Origin of the sequence: Hydrogenispora ethanolica, from assembly GCF_004340685.1 — a bacterium.
Taxonomy (GTDB): Bacteria; Bacillota; UBA4882; order UBA8346; family UBA8346; genus Hydrogenispora; species Hydrogenispora ethanolica.
The window spans coordinates 1-1557 of sequence record NZ_SLUN01000089.1 but is presented as its reverse complement, the minus strand read 5'-3'; the positions used below and the strand labels follow the sequence as shown (position 1 = coordinate 1557).

Below are 1557 nucleotides of genomic sequence, written 5' to 3'. Positions count from 1 at the left end.
TTCACAAAAAGAACTCTTTTATTCACAAAAAGAGCTCGCTCAGCGACTGAAAGAGCTCATTCTTCCGAAAAAGAGCTCTTTCATTCACAAAAAGATTAAGCCGTGTATCATGAGTTGAGCGGCAAAAAAACCTGAAAGCCAAGGAGGCAATCAGATTTTCAAAGAGAACAAACTTCCGCTCAATTCGAGATACACGGAGTTGAACGAAGCCGCGGTCGAAAAGAGCTATGGAGATTCAAAAACCACCGGAAGACATTCAGATTGCAATTGAAACCAAAATAGAAAGCAGGAATCATCATGAATAAGAACGAACATAAAAAAGAGCATAAAATCCCCCTCCCCAAGATGGGCTTTCAAAAAATATGGGTTTTAAGCAGGAGGAGCAAGGTCCGAGAAACCAAGGAGCCGTCGAACCATCTTACCCTTACCGCAACAACGACAAACCGAAGGATCAAAACCAAGCATATCCGAGAGCAATTCAATCCTGGATTTAGGCTTTAGCGGTATAAATGCCATACCTAAAAGCCTTTGACACAGCCTAATCTTCACCTTACGAGTTCGGTTGCTCAAGATACCAAAATAGCGAATCTTCACAAACCTTGGCGGCAAAACATGCAACAAAAAGCGGCGAATGAACTCAAAGGCGGAAACGGTCATCAATTTCTCACGATTGTTATCCCTGTAATCGCGCCACTTAAAAGTAACCCGGTCATTTTCGAGACTGACAATCCTTGAATTGGCGATCGCCACCCGGTGAGTATAGCGGCCTAAATACCGTAACACAAAAGCGGGGCTCTTAAACGGAGGTTTGCAATAAACCACCCAATTGGTCCGGTAAAGCTCATTGAGCAACGCGCGAAAATTGGCTTCCCGGCGCAAGGAACCGATAGCATCACCAAAAAACAAATGGTCAAAGGCTGCTTTCAAAAAAGCCAAGAACTTACCACGGAACTTCCTTGCCAGGACCTTGACTGGGATAAAGAACTTCTTTCGGGATGAGACCCATTTCAAGCCGTCAAAAGAAAGACCGCCACCGGGGAGAATGCAATGGATATGGGGATGCTCCATTAAATTTTGCCCCCAAGTATGGAGTAGCGAAATAAACCCGATCTGAGCGCCAAGATATTTAGAAGCGGCGGCGAGTTCCAAAAGAGTTTCCGAAGCGGCTTGAAACAAAATATCATAGAGCGTTTTTTGATTCAACCGGACCAAAGGATTTAAAGCAGACGGGATGGTAAAGACCACATGGAAATACCCGACATCCAGCAAATCCCGCTCACGGTTAAGGAGCCATTCTTCCCGTTTCAGATTTTGGCATTTGGGACAATGCCGGTTCCGGCAGGAATTGTAGGAAATATCCATATGGCCGCAATGATCACACTGGTCGATATGGCCACCGAGAGTGGCTGTACGGCAATTTTTGATATCATTCATTGTCTTTTGGTGATGAGGCGGCAGAGCATGTTCGGTTCGATAAGCTGGGCCATACGTTTGAAAAACAGCTTGGATTTCACTCATTTTCGTCATCCAAAAAGTCCAGGGGACTTTTAACCTTCA

1 protein-coding gene is annotated in these 1557 nt (G+C 44.9%); it reads right to left on the bottom strand.

Annotation, left to right across the window (positions count from 1 at the left end):
- Window positions 1-369 precede the first annotated feature (369 nt).
- Window positions 370-1518 carry an IS91 family transposase gene (locus EDC14_RS26400; RefSeq protein ID WP_132018414.1) on the bottom strand — a complete coding sequence of 383 codons (1149 nt, stop codon included), beginning with the start codon at window positions 1516-1518 and terminating at the stop codon, window positions 370-372.
- Between the last annotated feature and the right edge of the window lie 39 nt (window positions 1519-1557).

Excerpts from the sequence above, each read along its gene's own strand:
- EDC14_RS26400 (WP_132018414.1), bottom strand. The coding sequence starts at position 1,518 with ATGAGTGAAATCCAAGCTGTTTTTCAAACGTATGGCCCAGCTTATCGA.